The organism is Pseudomonas sp. KH_021, assembly GCF_057838865.1.
Genome location: NZ_CM174477.1, coordinates 1,389,026 through 1,406,333, shown reverse-complemented (window position 1 = coordinate 1,406,333; position 17,308 = coordinate 1,389,026). Strand labels below are relative to the sequence as shown.

21 protein-coding genes and 1 riboswitch are annotated in these 17,308 nt (G+C 62.9%); all 21 genes read right to left on the bottom strand.

The window, feature by feature from the left end; genetic code table 11:
* Positions 1-18 precede the first annotated feature (18 nt).
* Positions 19-141 (bottom strand): hypothetical protein, encoded by a 123-nt coding sequence (locus AC3IX4_RS06650; RefSeq protein WP_489259796.1) that lies wholly within the window; start codon positions 139-141, stop codon positions 19-21.
* A complete protein-coding gene (locus AC3IX4_RS06645; RefSeq protein WP_489259795.1) occupies positions 138-1,346 on the bottom strand; it encodes an MFS transporter in 1,209 nt (402 codons plus the stop codon). The genes AC3IX4_RS06650 and AC3IX4_RS06645 overlap by 4 nt, the downstream gene beginning before the upstream one ends.
* A 54-nt stretch (positions 1,347-1,400) precedes the next feature.
* Positions 1,401-1,805 carry a MarR family winged helix-turn-helix transcriptional regulator gene (locus AC3IX4_RS06640; protein WP_489259794.1) on the bottom strand — a complete coding sequence of 135 codons (405 nt, stop codon included), beginning with the start codon at positions 1,803-1,805 and terminating at the stop codon, positions 1,401-1,403.
* Positions 1,806-1,844: 39 nt separating this feature from the next.
* The gene (locus AC3IX4_RS06635; RefSeq protein ID WP_489259793.1) at positions 1,845-2,570 is read right to left on the bottom strand and encodes an adenosylcobinamide-GDP ribazoletransferase; all 726 of its coding nucleotides are present in this window, start codon (positions 2,568-2,570) and stop codon (positions 1,845-1,847) included.
* 2 nt (positions 2,571-2,572) lie between these two features.
* The gene (gene cobC / locus AC3IX4_RS06630; RefSeq protein ID WP_489259792.1) at positions 2,573-3,148 is read right to left on the bottom strand and encodes an alpha-ribazole phosphatase family protein; all 576 of its coding nucleotides are present in this window, start codon (positions 3,146-3,148) and stop codon (positions 2,573-2,575) included.
* Positions 3,145-4,200, bottom strand: coding sequence for a nicotinate-nucleotide--dimethylbenzimidazole phosphoribosyltransferase (cobT, locus tag AC3IX4_RS06625; protein WP_489259791.1), 1,056 nt, complete (start codon positions 4,198-4,200; stop codon positions 3,145-3,147). Before cobT ends, cobC begins: the two co-directional genes overlap by 4 nt.
* The gene (gene cobU / locus AC3IX4_RS06620; RefSeq protein ID WP_489259790.1) at positions 4,197-4,718 is read right to left on the bottom strand and encodes a bifunctional adenosylcobinamide kinase/adenosylcobinamide-phosphate guanylyltransferase; all 522 of its coding nucleotides are present in this window, start codon (positions 4,716-4,718) and stop codon (positions 4,197-4,199) included. Before cobU ends, cobT begins: the two co-directional genes overlap by 4 nt.
* A 1-nt stretch (position 4,719) precedes the next feature.
* Positions 4,720-6,189: a cobyric acid synthase gene (locus tag AC3IX4_RS06615; RefSeq protein WP_489259789.1), complete on the bottom strand. Its 1,470-nt coding sequence runs from the start codon at positions 6,187-6,189 to the stop codon at positions 4,720-4,722.
* Positions 6,186-7,178, bottom strand: a complete 993-nt coding sequence (gene cobD / locus AC3IX4_RS06610) for a threonine-phosphate decarboxylase CobD (RefSeq protein WP_489259788.1) — start codon at positions 7,176-7,178, stop codon at positions 6,186-6,188. Before cobD ends, AC3IX4_RS06615 begins: the two co-directional genes overlap by 4 nt.
* Positions 7,171-8,079: an adenosylcobinamide-phosphate synthase CbiB gene (gene cbiB, locus AC3IX4_RS06605; RefSeq protein ID WP_489259787.1), complete on the bottom strand. Its 909-nt coding sequence runs from the start codon at positions 8,077-8,079 to the stop codon at positions 7,171-7,173. The genes cobD and cbiB overlap by 8 nt, the downstream gene beginning before the upstream one ends.
* Positions 8,076-8,726 (bottom strand): 5,6-dimethylbenzimidazole synthase, encoded by a 651-nt coding sequence (bluB, locus tag AC3IX4_RS06600; RefSeq protein ID WP_489259786.1) that lies wholly within the window; start codon positions 8,724-8,726, stop codon positions 8,076-8,078. The genes cbiB and bluB overlap by 4 nt, the downstream gene beginning before the upstream one ends.
* On the bottom strand, positions 8,723-10,018 hold the full coding sequence (locus tag AC3IX4_RS06595; RefSeq protein ID WP_489259785.1) for a cobyrinic acid a,c-diamide synthase CobB: 1,296 nt from the start codon (positions 10,016-10,018) through the stop codon (positions 8,723-8,725). The genes bluB and AC3IX4_RS06595 overlap by 4 nt, the downstream gene beginning before the upstream one ends.
* Positions 10,015-10,626, bottom strand: a complete 612-nt coding sequence (gene cobO, locus AC3IX4_RS06590) for a cob(I)yrinic acid a,c-diamide adenosyltransferase (protein ID WP_489259784.1) — start codon at positions 10,624-10,626, stop codon at positions 10,015-10,017. Before cobO ends, AC3IX4_RS06595 begins: the two co-directional genes overlap by 4 nt.
* Positions 10,627-10,710: 84 nt before the next feature.
* Positions 10,711-10,929: riboswitch (cobalamin riboswitch) on the bottom strand.
* Positions 10,930-11,098: 169 nt separating this feature from the next.
* Positions 11,099-11,347: an O-methyltransferase gene (locus AC3IX4_RS06585; RefSeq protein WP_489259783.1), complete on the bottom strand. Its 249-nt coding sequence runs from the start codon at positions 11,345-11,347 to the stop codon at positions 11,099-11,101.
* Between the two features lie 58 nt (positions 11,348-11,405).
* The gene (locus tag AC3IX4_RS06580) at positions 11,406-11,654 is read right to left on the bottom strand and encodes an O-methyltransferase (RefSeq protein ID WP_489259782.1); all 249 of its coding nucleotides are present in this window, start codon (positions 11,652-11,654) and stop codon (positions 11,406-11,408) included.
* A gap of 58 nt (positions 11,655-11,712) precedes the next feature.
* Positions 11,713-12,375, bottom strand: coding sequence for a class I SAM-dependent methyltransferase (locus AC3IX4_RS06575; protein WP_489259781.1), 663 nt, complete (start codon positions 12,373-12,375; stop codon positions 11,713-11,715).
* A 27-nt stretch (positions 12,376-12,402) separates the two neighbouring features.
* Positions 12,403-12,939: a C40 family peptidase gene (locus AC3IX4_RS06570; RefSeq protein WP_489259780.1), complete on the bottom strand. Its 537-nt coding sequence runs from the start codon at positions 12,937-12,939 to the stop codon at positions 12,403-12,405.
* A 913-nt stretch (positions 12,940-13,852) separates the two neighbouring features.
* The gene (locus AC3IX4_RS06565) at positions 13,853-14,503 is read right to left on the bottom strand and encodes a C40 family peptidase (RefSeq protein ID WP_489259779.1); all 651 of its coding nucleotides are present in this window, start codon (positions 14,501-14,503) and stop codon (positions 13,853-13,855) included.
* A gap of 66 nt (positions 14,504-14,569) precedes the next feature.
* Positions 14,570-15,343, bottom strand: a complete 774-nt coding sequence (locus AC3IX4_RS06560) for an NAD-dependent protein deacylase (protein ID WP_489259778.1) — start codon at positions 15,341-15,343, stop codon at positions 14,570-14,572.
* Positions 15,337-16,041 carry a DnaA regulatory inactivator Hda gene (gene hda / locus AC3IX4_RS06555; RefSeq protein WP_489259777.1) on the bottom strand — a complete coding sequence of 235 codons (705 nt, stop codon included), beginning with the start codon at positions 16,039-16,041 and terminating at the stop codon, positions 15,337-15,339. The genes AC3IX4_RS06560 and hda overlap by 7 nt, the downstream gene beginning before the upstream one ends.
* Positions 16,042-16,197: 156 nt before the next feature.
* Positions 16,198-17,271, bottom strand: a complete 1,074-nt coding sequence (locus AC3IX4_RS06550) for an AI-2E family transporter (RefSeq protein ID WP_489259776.1) — start codon at positions 17,269-17,271, stop codon at positions 16,198-16,200.
* Between the last annotated feature and the right edge of the window lie 37 nt (positions 17,272-17,308).

The following is a 17,308-nucleotide window of genomic DNA, read 5'->3' as shown; positions in this document are numbered from 1 at the left end:
AACCACGTAATCTCCAGGCTAGCAAGCGCCCATGCCCAGTTGCATCAAGGCCAGGCCGCCACGCTGCCAGCCCCACCAGGCTGCCGCCAGCAGCAGCGCGCCCAGCACCAACACGCATACCCCAAGCCCGCGACTGCTCACAGTGCCGTCGCCGACGCCTGAAGGCGTGCCACCGGGCGCTCGCGCACGGGCCAGTTCAAGGCTGCCGCCAGCACACTGAGCAATATGGAAATTTGCCAGACCATGTCGTAGCTCCCGGTACGGTCATACACCACCCCGCCCAACCAGCCGCCCAAAAAAGCACCCAGCTGGTGGAACAGGAACACAATTCCTCCCAGCATAGATAGATTGCGCACGCCGAACAGGGTCGCGACGGTACCGTTGGTCAATGGCACGGTAGACAGCCACAGCAGCCCCATGGCGATGCCGAACAGGTAGGCGCTGGTCACGGTGATCGGCGCCCACAGGAACAGCATGATCACCACCGCCCGCGCCAGGTACAGCGCCGTCAGCAACCGCGGCTTTGACATGCGCCCGCCCAGCCAGCCGGCGACGTAAGTACCGACGATATTGAACAGCCCCACCAATGCCAGCACCGTGGTGCCGACTGTGGCAGGCAGGTGCTGGTCTACCAGGAACGACGGCAGGTGTATGCCGATGAATACCACCTGGAAGCCGCAGACGAAAAAGCCCAGCGCCAGCAGCCAGAACCCTGAATGCGTGCAGGCTTCCCGCAGCGCCTGGCCCAGCGTCTGCTCATGACCCAGGCTGGGCAGCGGCCGGTCCTTGAGCATGGTCACCAAAGGGACGATCAGGGCAACCATCAGCCCCAGCGCCAGCAAGGCGGCTGACCAGCCCAGCCCGTTGATCAAGCCCAGGGTGCCCGGCAGCATCGCAAATTGCCCAAAAGAGCCTGCCGCGCTGGCGATGCCCATGGCCATGCTGCGTTTTTCCGCCGGTACGGCACGCCCAACGACGCCCAATATCACCGAAAACGAAGTACCCGACAGGCCGATACCAATCAGCAAGCCGGCACTGAGCGATAACGACCAGGCGGAATCGGCCATGCTCATGAACACCAGGCCCAGCGCGTACAGCACACCCCCGACCAGCACCACGCGAGCAGCACCGAAGCGGTCTGCCAGCGCGCCGGCAAACGGCTGGGCCAGCCCCCAGATCAGGTTCTGCAGGGCGATGGCGAGCGCGAACACCCCTCGACCCCAGCCAAATTCGGCGCTCATGGGCGCCAGGAACAGCCCGAAGCCGTGTCGAGTCCCGAGTGAAAGCGCCAGGATCAACGCACTGCCCAGCAGGATCCAGCCGCTGGTTCGCCATACCGATGTCATTGTGGTTGTCTCCGGCTTCATGCGGGTATATACCCGCTTTGGTTCGAAAAAAGATTACGCCAACTGCTCCAGCAGCTTCACCAGTACATCACGCTGATCTTCACCCAACTGTTCCAGCAGCGACTGCTGCGCGGCTGTCCACGCAGGCTTGGCCGCCTCGATCCGGGCCAGCCCCTGAGGGGTTAACATCACCAGCCGATTGCGATGGTCTTCACCTTCAACCAGGCTCACCAGCCCCAGCCCTTCCAGCACCCGCAAGTTGCGACCCAGGGTGCTGCGGTCAAGCCCGACGGCTTCGGCCAGGGACGAGATACTGGGCTGGCCCAGTCGCTCCAGGTTTCGCAACAGGGAAAACTGGGCGACGTTGATGCCAAAGCCTTCAAGGGCTTCGTCGTAGTGGCGACTGACACCTCGGGAGGCGCGACGCAGATGAGTGCAGAGGCATGGGGACGAAAGCATGATTAGGTGTATATACCCGCATTATTTGTTACGCAATGTTTATTTGATCAGCGCCAGCACCACAACCACGGCTAATTCCAGTAATTCCAGCAGAGCACCCGCCGTGTCGCCGGTCGCCCCACCCAAGCGCCGAACCATCACCGCGCGCAACCAGAAAAACACCAGAATGGCCGCGAGCACTGCCCAGGCACCGCCCAGTAAAACACTGCCAGCCGCCACGATCAGCAGCACCCAACGCCCTGCCGAGCGCGGCAGGTGATCGGCCAACGCCTGCCCCAGCCCGCCCGCGCGCACATAGGGCGTGGACATGAACAAGGCCAGCATCGCTGCCCGCCCCAGCACCGGCGCCAACAGCAAGGCCACAGGGTTGTCAGTCTCGATCAGGGCGACCACTGCACAAAATTTGAGCAGCAGCACCACCACCAGCGTGACGACGGCAATCGGGCCGCTGCGCGGGTCCTTCATGATTTCCAGTGTGCGCGCCCGATCGCCAAAGCCACCCAACCAGGCGTCAGCGCTGTCGGCCAGCCCGTCCAGATGCAAGCCACCGCTGAGCTGCACCCAGGCCGCCAGCAGCAACGCCGCGTGCAGCAGCAAGGGGGCTCCGGCCAGCAGGGCATTGAGCGCCAACAGCAGGCCGCCGAACAGCACACCCACCAGCGGGTACCAGAGCAAAGAACGGCCCATCTGCTCAGGCGCGGGCATGCCTGGCAACTTCACGGGCAGGCTGCTGAGAAACTGCAAGGCAATCCAGAAGGGCAACATGCTCAGCCTCGCTCGCTCAAGACGCCATCGGCGGCGACCGACAGCCCCAACAACGCCCCATGCGCCACTTCAACTTGCAACAGCTGTTCACGCGGCAGGCCCCGGGCCTGGGCCAGCAGCAAGCGCATCACTCCGGCATGACTGATCAGCAAGATCCGCTCACCGGCATACCGTTGGTGCAAGTTCTGGATACCCGCCAATACGCGCGCGGCAAAGTCTGCCACCGGCTCACCCTGGGGCGGTGTGAAGGCATAGGGATCGGCCCAGAACAGGCCCAGGCCCTTTTCGTCGGTCAGCATCAACTCGGCGGCGCTGCGACCTTCCCAGTCGCCGAAGTGCAGCTCTTGCAACTGAGGTGCCCGTTCCAGCGGCACATTCAGCCGCTGCGCAAGTGCCTCGCCAAATCGCGCACAGCGCTGCAAGGGCGAACTGACGATTCGTGACCAGGGCCCGCCCTGCTCCACCGCTGCCTGCATCTGCCCCCAACCGGTCTCAGTCAGGGCGTCGTCGAGGCTGCCGCGCAAGCCGCCGCCCTGCTCGGTTTCACCGTGGCGCAGCATGTCCAGTTGCAAGATCATGCCGAGCGGTCCGCCACGGCAGCTTCGGCAAAGGTCGCCATATCGCCGTGCAGGCTGCAAGCCATGCGCAACAGCGGCACCGCCAGCGCCGCGCCGCTGCCTTCGCCCAGGCGCAGGCCCAGCTCCAATAGCGGCTCGGCTTCAAGCTGGGCCAGTACCACGCGGTGTCCAGGCTCCGCGCCACGATGACCGAATAGCAGCCACGGGCGGCAAGACGGGTTCAGGCGCACCGCCACTGCCGCGGCCACTGTGCAGATAAAACCATCGACCAGTACCGCAATGCCCGCCTGCGCACAGGCCAGATAGGCGCCGGTCAGGGCCGCCATCTCAAAGCCGCCAAAGCACAGCAACGGCTGCAAGGCGTCATCGGCCAAGTCACCGTGAAACTGCAACGCTTGCTCGATGACCTCGGCCTTGTGATTCACACCCGCACTGTCCAACCCCGTGCCGGGCCCGACCAGTTCGCTGGCCGGGCACTTGAACAGTGCGCAAGCCACGGCGCTGGCCGCAGTGGTGTTGCCAATGCCCATCTCACCACCGATAAACAGCTGGGCACCGCTGGCCAAGGCGCGCTGGGCGCTGTCGCGACCGGCCTGCAAGGCTTGCGCGCCTTGCTCGGCGGTCATGGCTGGGCCATGGGCAAAGTTCGCCGTGCCGGGGCCCAGATTCAAATGACGCACGCCGGCCAGCGGCTCGTGCAAGGTGGCGGTACCCAGGTCGACCACTTCCAGTTGGGCACCCAACTGACGGGCGATCACACTGATGGCCGCGCCGCCATTGACGAAGTTGAGCAGCATCTGCCCGGTGACCGCTTGCGGATAAGCCGAAATACCTTCGGCCACCACACCGTGATCACCTGCAAAGATCGCAATCCAGACCTGGTCGAGCGAGGGTTTGACCTGCCCCTGCAAGCCTGCCAGTTGCACCGCCACCTGCTCCAGGCGGCCCAGCGAACCGGCGGGTTTGGTCAGCTGCTGCTGGCGAGCCAGTGCTTGCCCGCGAATGCCTTCATCGACCGGCCGGCACGGCGCCAGCCACCAGGATTGACTCATAGTGCGCATCCTTTGAGGGTTAACGGCAGGCCGGCGACGGTCAGGACGACCCGCTGGCAACGCTCGGCGATGGCCTGATGCAGCCAGCCGGCTTCATCGACAAAACGCCGGGTCAATTCACCGAGCGGGACGACGCCCAAGCCGGTTTCATTGCTGACCAGAATGATCTCGCCCGGCAGATCAGCCAGGCACTCGAGCAACGCATCGCGTTCGGTGGCCAACGCCTGGGGGTCTTCAAGCATCAGCAGGTTGGTCAGCCATAGGGTCAGACAGTCCACCAGCAGGCAGCAGTCGGGCCTTGCCTGTTCGCGCAACACACGGGCCAGTTGCAGCGGTTCTTCGATCAGCGCCCATTCACTGGGGCGACGCTGGCGGTGCAGTTGCACGCGGCTGTTCATTTCGCCATCCAGCGGTTCGCTGGTGGCGATGTAGATCACGGCCAGGCCGCTTTCGCCGGCCAGGCGTTCAGCCAGGCGGCTCTTGCCCGAGCGGGCACCGCCGAGGATCAGTTGCAACATATCAGTTGGGTTCCTGTTGCAGGCCACACAGTTGGCGCAGGTGGCTGGTGTCCAGGTGGTTTTCCACCAGGTCCGCCAGGCGTTCGATATCCAGCTCACGCAGGGCGTGGTAATCCACCGCTTGCACCTGGGCCAGGCCGGCCCAGCGCAGCAAGGCACTGCTTGAGGCGGGCGATTCGAACAAGCCATGCAGATAGGTGCCCAGCACCTGATCGTCTTCACTGACCGCGCCGTCGCAGCGGCCATCGTCCAGGCGCACCGCAGGGTTGCTCAGCGCCGGGCCTTCGGTGACACCGGCATGAATCTCATAGCCGCTGACCGCTGCTGCATCCAGGGTCAAATGACCCTGGACGTTGCGCAGTTGCTTTTCTGCCGCCAGGGTCGTGCTGAAGTCGAACAACCCCAAGCCCGCACTGGAGCCCGGCGCGCCTTCAAGGCCCAACGGGTCGTGGACCTGCTGGCCCAGCATCTGCAAACCGCCGCAAATACCCAGCACTTTGCCGCCGTAGCGCAAGTGCCGAGCGATGGCGGTATCCCAACCACGGGCGCGCAACTGCGCAAGATCGCTGCGCACGCTCTTGGAGCCAGGCAGGATGATCAGGTCGGCCGGCGGGATCGCTTCACCCGGCCCTATAAATTGCAGGTCCACCTGTGGATGCAGGCGCAGCGGGTCGAAATCGGTGTGGTTACTGATGCGCGGCAGTACCGGCACGATCACCTTGAGCAACTGCTCGACCTTGTTGTCGGACTGGCGCTGGTCCAGGCCGTCTTCGGCTTCCAGGTGCAAGTCGAGCACATAGGGCAACACCCCGATGACCGGCTTGCCGGTGCGCTCTTCAAGCCAGTCCAGGCCGGGCTGGAGCAAGGCGATGTCGCCCCGAAAGCGGTTGATCACAAAGCCCTTCACCCGCGCCTGCTCGCTGGGCGATAGCAGCTCCAGCGTACCGACCAGATGGGCGAACACGCCGCCACGGTTGATGTCGGCAATCAGCAGCACCGGGCAGTCCACCGCCTCGGCAAAGCCCATATTGGCGATATCGCCGGCTCGCAGATTGATCTCGGCAGGCGAGCCTGCCCCTTCGACCATCACCACCGGGTAAGCGGCACTGAGGCGACGATGGGAGTCGAGCACCGCTTGCATGGCGATGACCTTGTAGCCGTGATAGGCCACCGCGTTCATGCTGGTGACCGCCTGGCCATGGATGATGACCTGCGCCCCCGTGTCGCTGTTGGGCTTGAGTAGCACCGGGTTCATGTCGGTGTGCGGCGCAAGGTTGGCCGCCTGGGCTTGCACCGCCTGGGCGCGGCCGATTTCGCCGCCCTCGGCGGTGACCGCGCTGTTGAGCGCCATGTTCTGCGGCTTGAATGGCACCACGCTGATGCCTTGGCGGGCCAGCCAGCGGCACAGGGCCGTGACCAGGGTGCTCTTGCCAGCATCGGACGTGGTGCCCTGGACCATCAACGTGGTCATGGGTGCTCCTTGAGGTAATCACAAAAGGCCTGCTCCAGCCGCTGCCAATCGGCTTCTGTGGCGGGCAGGCCGAAGCGCAGGCTGGAAGTGGCGGCGAACAGGCGCAGCAGAATGCCGCGCCGGGCCATGAAGTCGTGCAGGCGCTCGGCCTGTCCAGTGACTCGCCACTGAAACAGCGCGCAGCCACCGCTGGGCGGTTGACCGAAGCGCTCCAGCAACGTTGCCAAGCGTTCGCTGGCCGCAAGCGACTGGCTGATTTGCCGGGCATGGCCTTCACGATCCAGCAGGCAAGCCTGGCCCAGTTGGCGGGTCGGGCCGCTGACCGCCCAGGGGCCGATCTGCTCGGCCAGCAGTTGCAGCAATTTGCGCTCGGCCAGCACAAAACCCAACCGAACACCGGCCAGGCCAAAGAACTTGCCGAACGAACGCAGCACAATCAGGCCAATGCGGTCGGTAAAGGCCGCCAGGCTCAATCCCGGGGTGTTGTCCATGAACGCTTCGTCCACCACCAGCCAACCACCCCGCTGGACCAGCCGCGCATGCCATTCCAGCAGACGCTGGGCGCTCAGCAGGCGCCCGGTCGGGTTGTTGGGGTTGACCACCACCAGCACATCGAGGCTGTCCAGGTAGAAGTCCACTTCGCTTTCGCCAATCTCCCGGACCCGGTGCCCCGCCCGCCGCCAGCCCTCGGCATGTTCGGCATAACAGGGTGACAGCACGCCCACCTTGCCCGTGCGGCGCAGCCGCGGCAGCGCCTGGATCGCCGCCTGGGAACCCGGCACCGGCAGCAACTGGTGGACGCCGTAATAGTCACAGGCTGCTTCTTCAAGCCCGTCATTGGCTTCCGGCAATCGCGCCCAGGCGCTCGGGGCGATATCCGGGATCGCAAACGGCCAGGGCGCCAGCCCCGTGGAAAGGTCCAGCCAGTGGGACAGCTCGATCCCGTAATCCTCTGCGGCCTGACGCAGGCGGCCACCGTGTTCAAGCATAGAATTCAGCCCCCAGGCACAACAGCAACAACCACAACCAGACCCCGCGTTGCACTAATTGCCAGCCGCGTTCGATGGACTCGGCACTGGCAGGCTCGCCCTCACCGAGCGTTGCACGCTCATGCAGCTCGCCGTGATACACCGCAGGCCCTCCCAGCTCGACCCCCAGGGCACCCGCGCCGGCAGCCATCACCGGGCCTGCATTCGGGCTGTCCCAGGTGGGCGCCTGGGTGCGCCAGCACTTGAGCGCCAGGCGGGTCTTGCCCAGCAGTGCATAGGTCAGGGCCACCAAGCGCGCGGGCAGGTAGTTGAGCACGTCATCAATGCGGGCCGCGGCCCAGCCGAAGCGCTCGAAACGCTCGTTGCGATAACCCCACATGGCGTCCAGGGTATTGCTCAGGCGATACAGCACCACGCCAGGCACCCCGGCGACAACGAACCAGAACAGCGCTGCGAACACCGCATCGCTGCCGTTTTCCAGCACCGACTCGGTCGCGGCGCGGGCCACGGCATTGGCGTCCAGCTCATCGGTCTGGCGGCTGACCAGGTAACCGACTCGCTGACGAGCCGCGTCCAGGTCATCGCGGCGCAGCGCTTCGGCCACCGGCGTCACATGCTCGCCCAGGCTGCGCATGCCCAGCGCGCAGTACAGCGCCAGCACTTCGACGATCCAGCCAATGTAGGGCAACCATGACAGCAGCGTTGCCAGCAACGTCAGCGGGATGACCGCCAGAAACCAAGCGGTGACGCCATGGCTGCGCCAGCCTCGGCCTGCAGCATTGAAACGTTGTTCGAGACGATCGGCCATGCGCCCGAAGGCCACCAGCGGATGCCTGCGCTTGGGTTCGCCCAGCAGCGCGTCCAGCGCTACACCGGCGACACTCAATAGCGCCACACTCATCGAATCACTCCCCATTGGTTTTCATACAGCAGTTCAGATAACGGCCGCGGCTCGGCCCAGCCTTCAAGCACCAGCATCGGGGCCGGGTAGAATGCCTTCACAGGCCCCAGGCACAACACCGCGATCGCCTTGGCCCCTGGCGGCAGGCCCAAAAGGTTGGCCAGGGCGACCGGGTCGAACAGCGACACCCAGCCCATGCCCAGGCCTTCGGCGCGGGCCGCCAGCCAGAGATTCTGGATCGCACAGGACAACGACGCCAGGTCCATCTCGGGTAAGGTGCGGCGCCCGAAAATGTGGCTTTCGCGCTTGTCCATCAAGGCCGCGACCAGCACTTCAGCGCAGTCGTCGATGCCCTCGACCTTGAGTTTCATGAATTCATCGGAACGTTCGCCCAGCGCCTCGGCCGTGCGAATCCGTTCCTCTTCCACCAGTTCCCGGACCCGTTGGCGCAGGCTGCGGTCGCTGATTCGGATAAACCGCCAGGGTTGCATCAGGCCGACGCTGGGCGCCTGATGCGCGGCTTCCAGCAGGCGTGCGAGCAGTTCGGGCTCGACGCTGCCACCGGCAAAATGGCGCATGTCGCGCCGCTCACCGATGGCCCGGTAGACCGCCGCCCGCTCTTGCGGACTGTAGGCGTGTTCACTCATGGTCGCAGCAGCGCCGCCATCGCTTCAGGGTTGGAAGGGAAATAGAAATGCACGTAGGAAGCCGTCAGGCGTCCACAACGATAGACCGCTTCGGCGCCACGACCGCCATTAGGGCTTTGGCCACGGGCAATCGGCTCTAGCGCCGTGGTGGTCAACGAATGGTGATAGGTGTGCCCGCGCAAGGTGCCTTCCGGCAGGTCCACCGCTTGCAGGGCCAAGGCCGCCAGGCGTTTTTGCATCACCGCTTCACCGGGTAGCAGCCCCAGCAATTCGGCGCGCTCACCTTGGACATCGGTCAAGGCATCGAGCAAGTACAGCATGCCGCCACATTCTGCGAGCAGCGGCTTGCCGGCTTGGTGATGGGCGCGGATGGCTTCACACATCGAGCTGTTTTCGGCCAAGGCCCGGTGATGCAGCTCGGGATAGCCACCGGGCAGGTAAAGGCTGTCCGCAGGCGGCAGTTCGCGGTCATGGATCGGCGAGAAAAAGCTCAGCGTCGCGCCCATGGCCCGCAATAAGTCCAGGCTTGCACCATAGGTGAATGCAAAGGCTTCATCGCGGGCAACGGCAATGCGTACACCTTCAAGCAACGGCTCGATGGCGCGCGGCACAGGCGCTGCAAATTCCACGGCCGGCGGCAGCGCGGCATCGCAGCTCTGCTCCAGTGCCTGGGCGGCGGCGTCAAGGCGGGCGTCCAGGTCATTGAGCTCGCTGGCTTGTACCAGGCCCAGATGGCGGCTCGGCAATTCGATACCGGTTTCCCGCGACAGGCCGCCGTACCAGCGCAGGCCCTCGGTCAGGCTGCCTTCAAGCAATTGGGCATGGCGCAAGGTGCCGACACGGTTGGCCAACACGCCAGCGAACGGCAGGTCTGGCTGGTAGCGCGCCAGGCCCAGGGCCAGCGCACCAAAGGTCTGGGCCATGGCGGTGCCATCAATCACGGCCAGCACGGGCACGCCGAAGTGGCGCGCCAGGTCGGCGCTCGATGGCGTGCCATCGAACAGCCCCATGACCCCCTCGATCAAGATCAGGTCGGCCTCGCCTGCAGCCTCCCACAGCAAACGGCGGCTTTCATCGGCGCCGACCATCCATAAATCGAGTTGATAAACAGGGGCGCCACTGGCGCGCTCCAGAATCATCGGGTCGAGAAAGTCCGGCCCGCATTTGAACACCCGCACCTTGCGCCCCTGATTGCGGTGCAGGCGAGCAAGGGCGGCGGTCACGGTGGTCTTGCCCTGGCCAGAAGCGGGTGCTGCGATCAAGACTGCCGGGCAATGCCGTGCATCGGTCATAGTTCGATGCCTTTTTGCGCACGAACCCCGGCCTGGAAAGCGTGCTTGATCACGCCCATTTCGGTCACAGTATCGGCAAGTTCAATCAGGTCGGCCGGTGCGCCCCGGCCCGTCACCACGACGTGCTGCATGGGCGGACGGGCCTGCAGGTCAGTCAAGACCTGATCCAGCTCCAGGTAGCCGTGCTTGAGGGCGATATTCAGCTCATCGAGTACCACCAGCCCGATATCCGGGTTGGCCAGCAGTTCGCAGGAGACTTTCCAGGCCGCTTGGGCGGCGGCGATATCGCGCTGGCGGTCCTGGGTTTCCCAGGTAAAGCCTTCGCCCATGACGTGGTAACGCACCTGTTCGGGGAATCGGCGGAAAAACAGCTCTTCACCAGTGGCATTGCGGCCCTTGATGAACTGCACCACACCGCACTGCATGCCATGGCCCATGGCCCGGGCCAGCATGCCGAAGGCTGAGCTGCTCTTGCCCTTGCCGTTGCCGGTCAATACCAGCAGCAGTCCACATTCGTTCGGCGAATTGGCGATACGCTCGTCGATCACCGCCTTTTTGCGCAGCATGCGCGCCACATGGCGTTCGTCACGTTCCGGGGATTCACTCATCGCAGCTCTCCTGTCAGGTCTAGGCAGACGGCAGGCGCGAGCACGGCCAAGGGACAGGCCGCCAACCGCGCATCACCCACCGTGATGCCGTTCACGTTTCAGGCCGGTCTCCGGGCTCATGAGGGGGCAAGGCCCGGAGCACGCGCCTTCCCGGGCCAAGGGGCCCAGTGGCACAAAGCATGCTCATCACTCATTTACCGTTGCGGGGGCAGCGCCGGGATCACGCGCTTGGCACGCTCACCGGCTTCCCTGTTTCACTCGGCAAAGCCATGGCCGCCGAGCACCTGAAACAAGTCGCGAAGGTTAGAGGGTTGGGGATGGAGCGTCAAATGAAGCCGGTTGAACCTCGGACATCGCGCGCCTCTCTACTTGTAGGAGCAGACCTTGGTCGCGATGGCATCGCTGCGGTTTCTCAGGAGGACCGCAGTGATGCCATCGCGACCAAGGTCTGCTCCTACAACGGGTGGTGCCGTTAGCGTTTGCGGCACAGGGTCAGGCCATCGCCCAGCGGCAGCATGGACAGGTCGACGCGCGGATCATTCTTCAAGCCGCTGTTGAGCGCCTTGATCGCTCGAGTGTCATCGCTGTCGGGCTGGGTTTCCAGGACCCGACCACTCCACAGGGTATTGTCGAACACAGCCAGGCCGCCAGTGCGCAGTAATGCCAAGGCGTGCTCAATGTAGGAGCAGACCTTGGTCGCGATGGCATCGCTGCGGTTCATAGGGAGACCGCGGTGATGCCATCGCGACCAAGGTCTGCTCCTACAACGGGTGGTGCCGTTAGCGTTTGCGGCACAGGGTCAGGCCATCGCCCAGCGGCAGCATGGACAGGTCGACGCGCGGATCATTCTTCAAGCCGCTGTTGAGCGCCTTGATCGCTCGGGTGTCAGCGCTGTCGGGCTGGGGTTCCAGGACCCGACCACTCCACAGGGTATTGTCGAACACAGCCAGGCCGCCTGTGCGCAGTAATGCCAAGGCGTGCTCAATGTAGGAGCAGACCTTGGTCGCGATGGCATCACTGCGGTTCATAGGGAGACCGCGGTGATGCCATCGCGACCAAGGTCTGCTCCTACAACGGGTGGTGCCGTTAGCGTTTGCGGCACAGGGTCAGGCCATCGCCCAGCGGCAGCATGGACAGGTCGACGCGCGGGTCATTCTTCAAGCCGCTGTTGAGCGCCTTGATCGCTCGGGTGTCAGCGCTGTCGGGCTGGGTTTCCAGGACCCGACCACTCCACAGGGTATTGTCGAACACAGCCAGGCCGCCTGTGCGCAGTAATGCCAAGGCGTGCTCAAGGTAGTGGGGGTAGTTGGCCTTGTCGGCGTCGATAAAGATCAGGTCATACTGCCCTGCCCCACCTTCTCGCTCCAACTGGGCCAGCGTTTGAAGGGCGGGATTGAGGCGCAGATCGATGCGTTCAGCCACTGCGGCCTGCTGCCAATAATCCTGTGCAATCTGGTTGTAGTCACCCGGCAGATCACAGCAAATCAGTTTGCCGCCCTCCCCCATGGCCTGGGCCATGCACAAGGCGCTGTAGCCGGTGAAAGTACCCACCTCAATCAGGCGCCGAGCCCCCATCAGACTCACCAGTAATGCCAGAAACTGTCCTTGCTCGGGCGCGACCTGCCAATGCGCCTGGGCCATGGCCTGGGTCTGCTCGCGCAACTGGCGCAGCAAGGGCGTTTCACGCAGGGAAACGCGTTGCAGGTAATCGTAGAGTTTGTCGTTGAGAAACAGCGTTTGCGCGGTCATGGCGATACCTCGCGTGTGCCACCGACGTCAGGGGTTCCTGGCCAGGTTGGTTGGCTGCAAGACTCGCTTGGCGTTCAGGTAGGCTTTTTGCCAATAGACATTGGACAGGTAATCCAGGCGAACCGTGCCTCCGGTGGCTGGCGCATGGACAAAACGGCCCTCGCCCACATAGATGCCGGCATGACTGACCTGCGAGCCGCCGCTGGTGGCAAAAAACACCAGGTCGCCTGACTGCAAGGCATTGCGGTCGATGGTCGGCGCCGAGATCGTGATCATTTCCCGCGTGGAACGCGGCAGCGAGATGCCCGCCGCATCGCGGTAGACGAAGCCGATCAGACCGCTGCAATCAAAGCCCGAATCCGGCGTGTTGCCGCCCCAGCGATAGGGTGTGCCCACTAGGCCTAGGGCACGAAACAGCACATCTTCAGCGACGGGCGAGAAATAGTGTTGAGGGGCCATCACTGTCGGCCTGACCACTTTGGGCTGTGGCGCAGGTGGCTGACTTGAGCAGGCACCGAGCAGTGCTGCGAGGGCAAGAAGTGCGATGCGTGCCGTCGTGGTCATGGGCAGAACAATCCAGGTGTGATGCCGGCCCCTAGGCCGGGTGCCCTGGACTGAGCATCAGGTGCTGGCCAGGAGGGTGCGAACCATAAATGGTAGCACTATGGAAGCATGTCCGCGATGTGACGATCAGGTGTCTTTCATTGACGCCGCTGGCTTTGGCTTTTGATCTTGATCTTGATCTTGATCTTGATCTTGATCTTGATCTTGATCTTTGAACACAGAAAGTACAGACACCACGGATGTCCCTTCAGGAGGCCGAGTGGAGCGCCTGCGTAGTGGGGTAAGGGCCATGGATGGCCCGCAAGCGCCGATGGGCCAGGGACGGCCCGTCGGCGCGGCCCCACGGAGCAGGTGCGGAAGGAGGGAACCCGAAGCGCAGCGTAGGGCCGTATGCGGGGACCAGGGGTTTTGCCTACTTTTGCCCCAACAAAAGTAGGACGCCGTAAAGGCGGAAAGGTGACTAAGCGTCACCCTCTCAAACGGATAAACACTCGATTCAAGAACCTTGGTTTTGGTTCAACTGATAGCGAGCATATCCAGACAATTCATAGACGCGGACTCACAGTTCCGCCCTTACGGCGGGTCACTTTTGTTGGCGCAAAAGTAACCAAAACGCCGCGTCCCCGCATACGGCCCTACGCTACGCTCCGGGTTCCCTCGCTCCCGCACTTGCTACGTGGGGACCGCGCCGACGGGCCGTCCCTGGCCCTACGGCGCTCTCGGGCCATCCATGGCCCTCGCCCCACTACGCAAGCGCTCCGCTCGGCCTCCTGAAGGGACGATCCGCGGTGTCTGGACTATTTGCGTATAAAGATCAAAAGCTAGAGCTAGAGCTAGAGCTAGGATGTAATAGCCGCCACAAACAAAAACGCCCCCGGCTTTGCAGTCGGAGGCGTTTTTGAGGAAGGATGGCTTACTTGCGCGAAATAACCGTTGCCGACGCATTCGGCGCCAGGGCCAAGGCCCGCTTGGCTTCGATAAAGGTCTTGCTCCAGTAGCTGTCGCCCAGGCTGTCGATGCGAACACCGCCGCTGCGGCGGCTGCTGGAGTGGATGAACTGGTCATCGCCCAGGTAGATGCCAGCGTGGCTAACACGCCCGCGCTGACGGCTGTTGGTGCTGAAGAACAACAGATCACCCGGCTTGAGTTTGTTGCGAGCCACCAGCGGGGCATCCAGGTTGATCATGTCACGGGTCGAACGCGGCAGGGTCATGCCGGCTTCTTCACGGAACAGGTAACCGATAAAGCCGCTGCAGTCGAAACCAGAAGTTTGCGAGGTGCCGCCGAAACGGTAGCGGGTACCGATCAGGGACATACCGCGCTCAAGAATGCTGTCTGCCAGGACCGGCAACTGATAAGGCTTGCTGCTGGAGAATTCGGCCAGTTCCTTTTCCGACAGCAGCTCTTCTTCGCTGACCATGGACGGCTTGGCTTTAACGGAGGCTTGGGCGGTTGCAGCGGTGGATTGCTGCAGCTGCTGTTGCGAGACTGGCGAATGAGCTGCGCAGCCGAACAGCAAGGTAACAAGTGCGAGGGGCACGAGGGGTGCGAAGCGCTTTAGCATGGGCACGACCGTGTCAGGAATAAAAAGAAGCCGCGACTATGCCTCCGTTCATCCTCATTTGCAAATTCAATCGAAAAAAATGTGACTTTTCAATTTCGGCAAAACATCCAAGGCGCGACCCTCTATGTACAGGTCCATGTAGGGCGTCAGCACGGTTGGTTGTGGGTTGATTTCGATGGCCACGCCACCCATGGCTCGCGTGCGCAGTACTGGCTCGTGAATGTAAGGGAAGCTGGCGCTCGTGCCAATGCACAGTACCGCATCAAAGCCCTGGGCCATCTGCTCGTACAGACTCTCTACCGCAGCTTGCGGCAAGCGCTCCTCGAACAACACCACCGGCGGGCGCAAAATGCCGGTGCAACGCGAGCAGCGTGGTGGCAATGGCGCCTGCAGATGCGCTTGCAGGTTGTCGTCAATCGCCCCACAGCTCTGGCAATACAGCGGCGACAAGTGCCCGTGAATCTCTATCAGCCGCTCTGGTGCACTGCCCGCCTTGCGATGATAACCGTCGATATTTTGCGTCAGCACCCAACAGTCGGGCTTTCCAGCCTGAAGCTCGGCAATGGCGAGGTGCCCAGCGTTGGGCTCGGCCCCGAGGCAGGCCGCACCCAACTGCGCCAGGTACTTCCAGCACAAGGCCGGATCCTGTTGCAACATGGGCCCGGACAGCGCCTCTTCGATCGGTATACCTTCGGCGGTCACACCGTTATACAGGCCGCCCAGCCCACGATAGGTCGGCAAGCCCGAATCGGCCGATAACCCGGCACCGGTGATGACCAGAATGCGTTGCGCCTGGCGCAGCGCGGCTGCGGCCTGGCAAATCCGCAGCGGGTCTACCAACCGAGGGTCTCTTTAAGGAAGGGGATGGTCAGCTTGCGCTGTGCCTGCAAAGAGGCCTGGTCGAGGCGCTCGAGCAAATCGAACAGCGCACTCATGCTGCGCGTGCCGCGGGTAAGGATGAAGTGCCCCACCTCATCGGTCATGTGCAAGCCACGGCGCGAAGCACGCAGTTGCAGGGCCCGCAACTTGTCTTCGTCACTCAGGGCGCGCATCTGGAAAATCAACGCCATGGTCAACCGCGACTTGAGGTCCGCAAGCTTGATGGGCAATTCACGCGGGGAGCTTGAGGCTGCCAACAGCAAGCGACGACCACTGTCGCGCAGGCGGTTGAACAGGTGGAACATGGCCTCTTCCCAATCTGGCTTGCCGGCAATCACATGCAGATCGTCCAGGCACACCAGCTCGTATTGCTCCAGGTGATCAAGCAGCTCGACACCACGGTCGAGCAACTGTGCCAAGGGGAGATACACGGCGGGCTCGCCCATTTGCTCGAATCGCAAACACGCGGCTTGCAGCAGGTGGGTACGCCCCACGCCCTGCTTGCCCCAGAGATAGATCAGGCTTTCGGTCCATCCGGCGTCGGCTTCGCAAAGGCGCTCGACATAGCCGAGTGCAGCGGCATTGGCGCCTGGATAGTAATTGATAAAGGTGGCGTCATCTCGCAGACGAACACCCAGGGGCAGCTGAATCGGTTTCATGCTGGCTTGACAGTTCAATCGAACCGCGAGGGGCCTCAGAGTGAAGTGCGCAAAGTCTATACCCGTCGAGGCAGACGCACAATGTGGCAGACCCTAAGCAAAATCAAAGGTTTGCATTCAAGAGCTGCCACAGGGAGTGCATTGGGACGGGCACGGTTATAAATGTGGATCGATTTCACCATCGTACAGGTCCGACTCTTTATACAGGTCGTGCATATGGCGTAACAACACCATGATGACCGCTGCCACCGGTAACGCCAGCAAAACACCGGTAAACCCGAACAGCTCACCGCCTGCAAGAATCGCAAAAATCACGGCCACCGGGTGCAAGCCGATACGATCACCCACCAGCAACGGTGTCAGCACCATACCCTCAAGCACCTGACCCACCATGAACACCGCGGCGATACCGAACAAGGGATACCATTCACCACCGAACTGGAAGAGCCCGGCGATCATCGCGGCGCCAATGCCGACGATAAAGCCCATGTACGGCACAATGGCTGCCAGCCCCGCGAGCATGCCGATCAACAGGCCCAGCTCCAGGCCCACCAGCATCAAGCCTGCAGAATAAATGACACCCAAGGCGAGCATCACCAGCAACTGCCCCCGAATAAAGGCGCCCAGCACTTCGTGGCACTCACCGGCGAGACCCATCACCTGCTCTTCGTGCTGGCGAGGTAACAGACGGCGCAGTTTGGCCATCATCAAGTCCCAGTCGCGCAATAGATAGAAGCTGACGACCGGGATCAGTACCAGATTGGCCAACCAGGCCAGCAGTGCCAGCCCCGACGCCGTGGCTTGGGTTAGCACCATGCTGACAATGTCGGTGGTCTGCCCCATGTGCGCGGTGATCGTGGCCTTGATTTTGTCAAATTTCCAGAATCCGTCGACCAGCCCCAGGCGGCCCTGCACCCACGGCAAGGCCGTGTGCTGGAGCCAGTCGAGCATCTGCGGCGCCAGCTCATAAAGGCGCACCAGCTGCTTGGCCAGCATCGGCACCAACACCAGCAGCAGCACTGCCAGGATCAGCGTGAACAGCGCAAAGACCGCGATCACTCCCCAGGTGCGTGACAGGCCAAGTCGCTCCAGCCGATCCACCAGCGGGTCAGCCAGATAGGCCAGGAGAATACCGATCAGAAACGGTGAAAGAATCGGATGCAGCCAATATACAAAGGCACCGAACACCAAAACGGTGGCCAGCCAGACCCAGCGACGCTTGTCATTCATTAATCAAGAGCTCCTGCCCTGTCCCGGAAAAAAGGAT

What these genes read in the sequence shown, in the direction of transcription:
- AC3IX4_RS06645 (WP_489259795.1), bottom strand. Translation starts at nt 1,346, where the DNA reads ATGACATCGGTATGGCGAACCAGCGGCTGGATCCTGCTGGGCAGTGCG.
- AC3IX4_RS06550 (WP_489259776.1), bottom strand. Translation starts at nt 17,271, where the DNA reads ATGAATGACAAGCGTCGCTGGGTCTGGCTGGCCACCGTTTTGGTGTTC.
- AC3IX4_RS06565 (WP_489259779.1), bottom strand. Translation starts at nt 14,503, where the DNA reads ATGCTAAAGCGCTTCGCACCCCTCGTGCCCCTCGCACTTGTTACCTTG.
- AC3IX4_RS06615 (WP_489259789.1), bottom strand. Translation starts at nt 6,189, where the DNA reads ATGACCACGTTGATGGTCCAGGGCACCACGTCCGATGCTGGCAAGAGC.
- AC3IX4_RS06575 (WP_489259781.1), bottom strand. Translation starts at nt 12,375, where the DNA reads ATGACCGCGCAAACGCTGTTTCTCAACGACAAACTCTACGATTACCTG.
- cobD (WP_489259788.1), bottom strand. Translation starts at nt 7,178, where the DNA reads ATGCTTGAACACGGTGGCCGCCTGCGTCAGGCCGCAGAGGATTACGGG.
- AC3IX4_RS06570 (WP_489259780.1), bottom strand. Translation starts at nt 12,939, where the DNA reads ATGACCACGACGGCACGCATCGCACTTCTTGCCCTCGCAGCACTGCTC.
- AC3IX4_RS06595 (WP_489259785.1), bottom strand. Translation starts at nt 10,018, where the DNA reads ATGACCGATGCACGGCATTGCCCGGCAGTCTTGATCGCAGCACCCGCT.
- bluB (WP_489259786.1), bottom strand. Translation starts at nt 8,726, where the DNA reads ATGAGTGAACACGCCTACAGTCCGCAAGAGCGGGCGGCGGTCTACCGG.
- cobO (WP_489259784.1), bottom strand. Translation starts at nt 10,626, where the DNA reads ATGAGTGAATCCCCGGAACGTGACGAACGCCATGTGGCGCGCATGCTG.
- AC3IX4_RS06580 (WP_489259782.1), bottom strand. Translation starts at nt 11,654, where the DNA reads ATGAACCGCAGTGATGCCATCGCGACCAAGGTCTGCTCCTACATTGAG.
- AC3IX4_RS06635 (WP_489259793.1), bottom strand. Translation starts at nt 2,570, where the DNA reads ATGTTGCCCTTCTGGATTGCCTTGCAGTTTCTCAGCAGCCTGCCCGTG.
- AC3IX4_RS06585 (WP_489259783.1), bottom strand. Translation starts at nt 11,347, where the DNA reads ATGAACCGCAGCGATGCCATCGCGACCAAGGTCTGCTCCTACATTGAG.
- cobU (WP_489259790.1), bottom strand. Translation starts at nt 4,718, where the DNA reads ATGTTGCAACTGATCCTCGGCGGTGCCCGCTCGGGCAAGAGCCGCCTG.
- cbiB (WP_489259787.1), bottom strand. Translation starts at nt 8,079, where the DNA reads ATGAGTGTGGCGCTATTGAGTGTCGCCGGTGTAGCGCTGGACGCGCTG.
- hda (WP_489259777.1), bottom strand. Translation starts at nt 16,041, where the DNA reads ATGAAACCGATTCAGCTGCCCCTGGGTGTTCGTCTGCGAGATGACGCC.
- cobT (WP_489259791.1), bottom strand. Translation starts at nt 4,200, where the DNA reads ATGAGTCAATCCTGGTGGCTGGCGCCGTGCCGGCCGGTCGATGAAGGC.
- AC3IX4_RS06640 (WP_489259794.1), bottom strand. Translation starts at nt 1,805, where the DNA reads ATGCTTTCGTCCCCATGCCTCTGCACTCATCTGCGTCGCGCCTCCCGA.
- cobC (WP_489259792.1), bottom strand. Translation starts at nt 3,148, where the DNA reads ATGATCTTGCAACTGGACATGCTGCGCCACGGTGAAACCGAGCAGGGC.